1 rRNA gene is annotated in these 254 nt (G+C 48.8%); it reads right to left on the minus strand.

Annotated features, from left to right (window positions below):
* Positions 1-254 (minus strand): 23S ribosomal RNA (locus ACEN4L_RS13610); the annotation flags it as partial.

The following is a 254-nucleotide window of genomic DNA, read 5'->3' on the forward strand; positions in this document are numbered from 1 at the left end:
CATTCGGTGGACGGGATTCTCACCCGTCTTTCGCTACTCATACCGGCATTCTCACTTCTAAGCGCTCCACTAGTCCTCACGATCTAGCTTCAACGCCCTTAGAACGCTCTCCTACCATAGAACCTAAGGTTCTATCCACAGTTTCGGTGTTATGTTTAGCCCCGGTAAATTTTCGGCGCAGGGTCACTCGACTAGTGAGCTATTACGCACTCTTTAAATGATGGCTGCTTCTGAGCCAACATCCTAGTTGTCTA

The organism is Desemzia sp. FAM 23988, assembly GCF_045528365.1.
Lineage (GTDB): Bacteria > Bacillota > Bacilli > Lactobacillales > Carnobacteriaceae > Desemzia.